General features: G+C 72.3%; 6 protein-coding genes. All 6 read left to right on the forward strand.

Annotated elements, in window-relative coordinates; all coding sequences use genetic code 11:
- Positions 1-706: SDR family oxidoreductase (locus PROKR_RS27105; RefSeq protein ID WP_036969991.1), on the forward strand; the 706-nt coding region annotated here is incomplete at its 5' end.
- 62 nt (positions 707-768) lie between these two features.
- Entirely contained in the window at positions 769-1872 is a 1104-nt protein-coding gene (locus PROKR_RS27110) for a sugar ABC transporter substrate-binding protein (protein WP_036969993.1), read from the forward strand.
- Between the two features lie 80 nt (positions 1873-1952).
- Positions 1953-2900, forward strand: a complete 948-nt coding sequence (locus PROKR_RS27115) for an ABC transporter permease (RefSeq protein ID WP_036969994.1) — start codon at positions 1953-1955, stop codon at positions 2898-2900.
- Complete coding sequence (locus tag PROKR_RS27120) at positions 2897-4459, forward strand: sugar ABC transporter ATP-binding protein (protein WP_051433420.1); 1563 nt, start codon at positions 2897-2899, stop codon at positions 4457-4459. The genes PROKR_RS27115 and PROKR_RS27120 overlap by 4 nt, the downstream gene beginning before the upstream one ends.
- A 2-nt stretch (positions 4460-4461) precedes the next feature.
- Complete coding sequence (locus PROKR_RS27125; RefSeq protein WP_036969997.1) at positions 4462-5466, forward strand: ABC transporter permease; 1005 nt, start codon at positions 4462-4464, stop codon at positions 5464-5466.
- A gap of 81 nt (positions 5467-5547) precedes the next feature.
- Positions 5548-7038, forward strand: a complete 1491-nt coding sequence (locus PROKR_RS27130) for an aldehyde dehydrogenase family protein (protein ID WP_036969999.1) — start codon at positions 5548-5550, stop codon at positions 7036-7038.
- Positions 7039-7328 lie beyond the last annotated feature (290 nt).

Below are 7328 nucleotides of genomic sequence, written 5' to 3' on the forward strand. Positions count from 1 at the left end.
GGGCCGCGGCCTCGGGCAGGCGGTCGCGCTCGGCCTGTCCCGCGCGGGGGCCGACGTCGTGCTGATCGGCCGGCCCGGCAACCAGGACGCCACGCGTGACCTGGTCCTCGCGCAGGGCGGCAAGGCCGACGTCGTCGACCTCGACGTGAGCGACCTGGACGCCGTCGAGCGGGTCGGCACCGAGCTGGCCGGCTCGCGGCAGATCGACGTACTGGTCAACAACGCCGGCGTCATCGACCGCGAGGACTCCGTCGAGGTGGGCCGCGAGGCCTGGCAGCGGGTGCTCGACGTCAACCTGAACGGGCTCTTCTTCCTCACCCAGCAGCTCGGCCGGCCGATGGTCGAACGCGGCCACGGCAAGGTCGTCAGCATCGCCAGCCTGCTGTCCTTCCAGGGCGGCCTGCGGGTGGTGTCGTACGCCGCGAGCAAGCACGGCGTCGCCGGGGTGACCAAGGCGCTGGCCAACGAGTGGGGGCCGCACGGCGTCCAGGTCAACGCCATCGCCCCGGGCTACATGGTCACCGACAACACCACGGCGCTCCGCGAGGACGCGGATCGCTCCCGCTCCATCCTCGAACGCATCCCGGCCGGGCGCTGGGGTACCGCCGAGGACATCGCCGGAGCAGCCGTCTTCCTCAGCTCGCCCGCCGCCGACTACGTCAACGGCCACGTCCTGGCCGTGGACGGCGGCTGGCTGGCGCGCTGACCCACAGCAGTTCCGCATCACAGAGCCGGACCCCGGCACCGAACGAGATCGAGGAAAAGACAATGAAGTTCACCTCTCGACACACTGGCGCTCGCCACACGGCCGCCGTCGTCGGCGTCCTGCTGGCGGCCGGCGCACTGACCGGATGCACCGAGACCGCCGCAGGGAGCGGCGGCGGTGGCAGCGCCGAGGCCGGCGCCTGCGACCCCGCGGACGTGACCCTGGTGGGCCAGGTGCGCAACGAGTCCAACCCCTACGAGGCCTCGTGGCTCGACGGCGGCGACGCCTTCGCCGAGCAGGTCGGCCTCACGCAGGAGCGGCTCACCTACGACGGCGACTCGACGCGCCAGCAGGAGCAGATCAGCCAGCTCCTCGCGGGCGACACCGAGTGCCTCGTCATGAACATCCTGCCCAACGGCGACTCCGACACCCCGCCGATCGTCGAGGGTGCCCAGGACGCGGGCGCCTACCTCGTCACCCAGTGGAACAAGCCGGCCGACCTGAACGTGGCCGACTACGACCACTGGCTGTCCCACATCACCTACGACGGCGTCGAGTCCGGCAAGCAGATCGGCGACGCGCTGGCCGAGGCCATCGGGGGTTCGGGCGGCATCGTCGCGCTGCAGGGCATCCTCGACACCGGCGCCGCCAAGGACCGGTTCGCCGGGCTCGAGGAGTCGCTGGCCGCCAACCCCGACGTCGAGCTGCTCGACGACCAGACCGCCAACTTCTCGCGCGCCGAGGCCCTCGAGGTGACCAAGACGCTGCTGACCAAGCACGGCGACGACGTCAAGGGCATCTGGGCCGCCAACGACGACATGGCGCTCGGCGCGCTCGAGGCGCTGCAGCAGGCCGGCCGGGACGACGTGGCCGTGGTCGGCATCGACGCCGTCCCGGACGCCCTGACGGCCATCGAGGACGGCACCATGACGGCCACCGTCTCGAGCGACGGCCCGTGGCAGGGCGGCATCGGCCTCGCCATCGGCTACTGCGTGGCCACCGGTGAGCTCGCCGTCGAGGACATCGCCGGCGAGGACCGCGCCTGGTTCGCCGAGCAGTTCCTCATCCAGCAGGACAACGTGGCCGACTTCGTCTCCCCGGTCACGAGCGAGGACGACTTCGCCTGCGGCAACCTCTTCAGCCGGTCGCAGGGCGCGATCTCGTGACCATGGCACCCCCCACTGAAGCTGGCGCAGGAGCCGACACCGACGTCGTGCCCGCACCGCGCCCCCGGCCTCGGCGGGGGGTGTCCCTGCGGGACGCGGGCCCGCCGATCGCACTGGTCGTCGTGTTCGGGATCTTCGCGGTCCTGAGCCCCGACTTCCGGACGATCTCCAACGTGCAGAACGTCCTCGACGCCGCGGCGGTCCTCGCCGTGGTCACCTGCGGCATCAGCTTCGTGCTGATGACCGGCTCCATCGACCTGTCCGCACCCGGGATCATGGGTGCGTCCGCCATCACGGTCGCCCTCCTGGTCGCCAACAACCGCAACGACAACGACCTCGGCCTGATCGGGGTCGCCGTCGCGGTGCTGCTGGCCGCCGCGCTCGGCTGCCTGAGCGGGCTGGCCCTGGTGGTGCTCAAGGTGCCGTCGTTCATGGCCACCCTCGGTGTCTCCGCCGTCGGGCTGGGCGTCGCGACCCTGCTGTTCGCGGGCGTGCAGCCCAACATCACCGACCCGATGCTCGAGGGCTGGGCCGTCGAGCGGTTTCTCGGCCTGGCGCGGCTGACCTGGATCGCCGTCGCCTGCGTGCTGCTCGGCTGGCTGGTGCAGCGCTACTCGCGTCTGGGCCGCTACGCCTTCGCGATCGGCGGCGCCGAGGAGGTGCTGGCCCTGTCCGGGGTGCGGGTCGCGCCCTACAAGGTCGCGGTCTTCACCATGGCCGGCGCGTTCTACGGGCTGGCCGGCGTGCTGGTCACCAGCCAGCTCGGCGCCGGTCTGGTCCAGGCGGGCCGCGGCTACGACTTCTCCGCCATCACCGCCGCCGTGGTGGGCGGCACCCTGCTCACCGGCGGACGCGGCGGCATCCTGCACTCTGCCGTCGGCGTCCTGCTGGTGACCGTCCTGACCAACGGCCTCGTCCAGGTCGGGGTGAGCCCTTACTGGCAGGGCGGCGTGCAGGGCCTCATCGTCGTCGCGGCCGTCGCGGCCGCCGTCATCCCACAGCGTCGTAGGAACCAGGTGACCAAGTGACAACCGACCTGCAGACCGAACCCGGGCCGCGCGCGCCGGGGTCCCCGCCCGCCCTCGAGGTGCGCGGCCTGGTCAAGCACTACCCGGGCGTCAAGGCGCTCGACGGCGTCGACCTCGTCGTGCGCCAGCACGAGGTGCTGGGGCTCGCCGGCGAGAACGGCGCCGGCAAGTCCACGCTGCTCAAGGCGCTGGTCGGCCTGGTCCGGCCCGACGCCGGCGAGATCTGGGTACGCGGCGAGCGCGTGCGCCTGCGCAGCGTCGTCGACGCCGCCGACCACGGCCTCGGCATGGTGTTCCAGGAGCAGTCGCTGGTGCCCAACCTCACCGCCGCCGAGAACATCGTGCTGGGCAGCGAGGGGCCCGGCGTGCGCCGCGGCATCTACCGCTGGGGCACCATGCGCCGCCTCGCGCAGGAGCAGCTCGACAAGATCGGGTCGCACATCGACCCGCTGGCCCGGACCGACAGCCTGTCGTTCGCCGACCGCCAGATGGTCGAGATCGCCAAGGTGCTCCGCATCGAGGAGCGCACCGCGCACCCGCCGGTGATCATCCTCGACGAGCCCACGTCGGTGCTCGAGTCCAAGGAGATCGACACCCTGTTCACCCAGGTGCGCCGGCTGCGGGAGTTCGCGTCCGTCGTCTTCGTCTCGCACCGCCTCGACGAGGTGCTCGACGTCTGCGACCGCGTCGCCGTGCTGCGCGGCGGGAAGTCGGTGGGCGAGGTGCTCGCCGCGGACGCAGCCCCCGCCGAGCTGCACCGCATGATGATCGGCGCCACCGGCTCCGAGGACCACTACCACGACGGCGCCGCCGAACGCTCCGGCGAGCCCCGCCGGCCCCGGCTCGTGGTGCGCGGCCTGACCGGCAAGACCTTCCGCGACGTCGACCTCGACGTGCACGCGGGGGAGATCGTCGGCATCGTCGGCGTGCACGGCTCCGGGCGCGAGGACGTGTGCCGTGCGCTGTTCGGCGCCGAGGCCACCGTCGCGGGCGAGGTCGTGCTCGACGGCAGGAAGCTCGACCTGTCCGGCACCCGCGCGGCGTGCGCCGCCGGCGTCGGCTACGTGCCCGCCGAGCGCAAGACCGAGGGCATGGTCGGCCCCATGTCGGTGGCCGACAACATGACCCTGACCAAGCAGCACGCCCGCTGCTCCGGCCCGCTGGTGCGGCCCGGCAAGCAGGCCACGCTCGTGGACACCTGGATCGAGCGCCTCTCGATCCGCACGCCGCACCGGGGCACCGCGATCCAGCGGCTGTCGGGCGGCAACCAGCAGAAGGTGGTGCTGGCGCGCTGGCTGGTGGCCGGCGACGTCCGCCTGCTGCTGCTCGACCACCCGACCCGCGGCCTCGACGTCGGGGCGCGCTCCGAGGTGTACCGGCTGATGCGCGAGCTCGCCAACAGCGGCGTCGCCACCGTGCTGCTGGCCGACAGCCTCGAGGAGGCGATCGGCATGTCCGACCGGATCGTCGTGATGAGCGACGGCCGTGCGACCAAGGAGGTCGCCGCCCCCGCCGGGGCCAAGCCGACCCCGCTCGACCTCGTCAAGGAGATGGTCTGACCATGTCCACGCCCGTCCTCGCCAAGCCGGCCCCCGAGCCGGCTGCCGACCCCACCGTCAAGGCCCGCCCCACCACGGGGCAGCGGCTGACGTCGTTCATGCCGGTCATCGCGCTCGTGGTGCTGCTGGCCGCGCTCACGGTCGCCGACCCCGGCTTCCTGAGCCTGAACAGCCTCACGGCCGCCGTCCGCACCTCGGCGCCGCTCGTGGTGCTGGCGGCCGGCGCCACCCTGGTGGTCCTGTGCGGCGGCATCGACCTGTCGATCGCCGCGCTCTGCTCCCTGGCCACGGTCTTCTTCGCGCTGTGGCTGCCCGACCTCGGCGGGCTCACCACCCTCGCGATCATCGCGGCCACCGGGGCGATCGGGGCCCTGCAGGGCGTCGCCCATGTGCTGCTGCGCATCCCGTCGTTCATCGTCACGCTCGGCGGCATGAGCATCTTCACCGCGATCGCCCTGGTGATCTCCGACGCCGGCCCCATCCGGGTGGCCGACCGGGACGCCACCCACTGGCTCACGCTCTACGTCGCGGGCGTGGTGCCCATGTCGTTCGTCGTCGCGCTGGTCGTCGTGCTCGTGGTCTCGCTGGCGCTCGCGCTCACCCCGCTCGGGAGCTGGGTCCGCGCCACGGGCTACTCCGAGTCCGCCGCCCGCCTGGGCGGCGCGCCCGTCGACCTGGTCAAGGTCGCCGCGTTCACCCTCTCCGGCGCGTGCGCGGGCCTGGCGGCCGTCATGCTGGTCTCCCGCAACTTCAGCGGCAGCCCGACCATGGCGGACAACCTGCTGCTCCCCGCGGTGGCGGCCATCGTGGTGGGCGGTACCGCCATCACCGGCGGCCACGGCTCGCTGTGGCGCAGCCTCGCCGGGGCGCTCGTGGTGACCCTGCTGCGTGTGGGGCTGCCGATCGTCGGCGTCCCGTCGGCCTACGAGCAGATCCTGTACGGGGCGATCATCGTCGCCGCCGTCGCGCTCACCCTGGACCGATCGAAGGTGCTGATCATCAAGTAGCCCGGTCGCCGAGAACCCCGGCCCAGCCCACGACCGACCCGACGCCCGATACCCGGACCCCGACACCACGGAAGGTTCCCCATGTCCGAGAACTCCCTTCTCCTGCCCGCCGTCTCGAAGTTCCTCTCCTCGCCCAAGCAGCTCCTGATCGACGGCGAGTGGGTGGACGCCAAGGACGGCCAGACCTTCGCCACGGTGAATCCCGCGACCGAGGAGGTCCTCGTCCAGGTGGCCCAGGCCTCCGCGGTGGACGCCGGCCGGGCCGTCACCGCGGCCCGTAACGCCTTCGAGCACGGTTCGCCCTGGTCGAGGATGACGCCGCGCGACCGCTCCCACCTGCTGTGGCGCATCGGCGACATGATCGACGAGCGCACCGAGGAGTTCGCACAGCTCGAGTCGCTCGACAACGGCAAGTCCCTCGCGTCCGCGCGCGGCGACGTCGGCGTGGCCGCCGAGCTGTTCCGGTACTTCGCCGGGTGGGCCACCAAGATGGAGGGCACCACCATCCCGATGTCGGTGCCCGGCCGCGACTTCCACGCCTACACGCGGCGCGAGGCCATCGGCGTCGTCGCCGGCATCGTGCCGTGGAACTTCCCGCTGACGATGGCCGCCTTCAAGATCATCCCGTCGATCACGGCGGGCAACACCGTGGTGCTCAAGCCGGCCGAGCAGACCCCGCTCACCGCGCTGCGGCTCGGCGAGCTGCTGCTGGAGGCCGGCGTCCCCGCCGGTGTCGTCAACGTGCTGCCCGGGTTCGGCGACGCGGGTGCCGCCCTGGTGGACCACGCGGGCGTCGACAAGGTGGCCTTCACCGGCAGCACCGAGGTGGGCAAGAAGATCGCCGCGGGCGCCTCGCGGAACCTCAAGAAGGTGTCGCTGGAGCTGGGCGGCAAGGCGCCCAACATCATCTTCGCCGACGCCGACCTGGACGCCGCGATCGCCGGCGCCGCGCTGGCCGGCTACTTCAACGAGGGCCAGTGCTGCGTCAACGGCTCGCGCCTGTACGTCCAGCGCGAGGTGTTCGACCAGGTCATCGAGGGCGTCGCCGCGGCGGCCAAGGCCATCAAGGTGGGCGACGCGTTCGACCCGGCCACCACGATGGGGCCGCTGGTCTCGCAGGAGCAGCACGAGAAGGTCATGGGCTACGTGCGCGGCGCGGTGGCCGACGGCGCCACGATCGCCGCGGGCAGCCCCGACCCGGCCGCCGACCGCGGCTACTTCTTCTCCCCGACCCTCATCACCGACGTCACCGAGCAGATGGCCGTGCAGACCGACGAGATCTTCGGGCCCGTCATCACCGCCATCCCGTTCGACACCGAGGACGAGGTCGTGGCCGCGGCCAACAACACCGTCTACGGCCTGGCCGCGGGCGTCTGGTCCAAGGACCTCGGCACGGCCCACCGCGTGGGCGGCCGCCTGCGCGCCGGCACGGTCTGGCTCAACACCTGGCACGCCGACGACGTCACCCTCCCGCGGGGCGGCTTCAAGCAGTCCGGCTGGGGTCGCGAGCTGGGCTCGTTCGGCCTGGACGACTACACCGAGCTCAAGACGGTGATCGCCGAGCTGCGCTGACCGGGCCCCGGGACCAGTTCCAGGGGGCACCACGTGCTCAGGGGGCACTGAACGCAAGACGCACCACCGGAGAGCAGCTCCGGGGCGGCCGACCCCGTGCGGGGTTCGGCCGTCCCGGCCTGCCCTCATGTCCATCAACCACGTGCGAAAAGGGATCAAAGATGAACCTGCTACGCAGACCTGACCGGCGGCGCGACGCGCGCCGCCTGCGCCGGGCCCCGATACGACTGGCGGCCATGCTGGTCGCCCTGGGGGTCGCCGCGCCGCTCATGGGCGGCGTCGCCCAGGCC

The organism is Promicromonospora kroppenstedtii DSM 19349, from assembly GCF_000515355.1.
In the GTDB taxonomy this organism is placed as follows: Bacteria; Actinomycetota; Actinomycetes; order Actinomycetales; family Cellulomonadaceae; genus Promicromonospora; species Promicromonospora kroppenstedtii.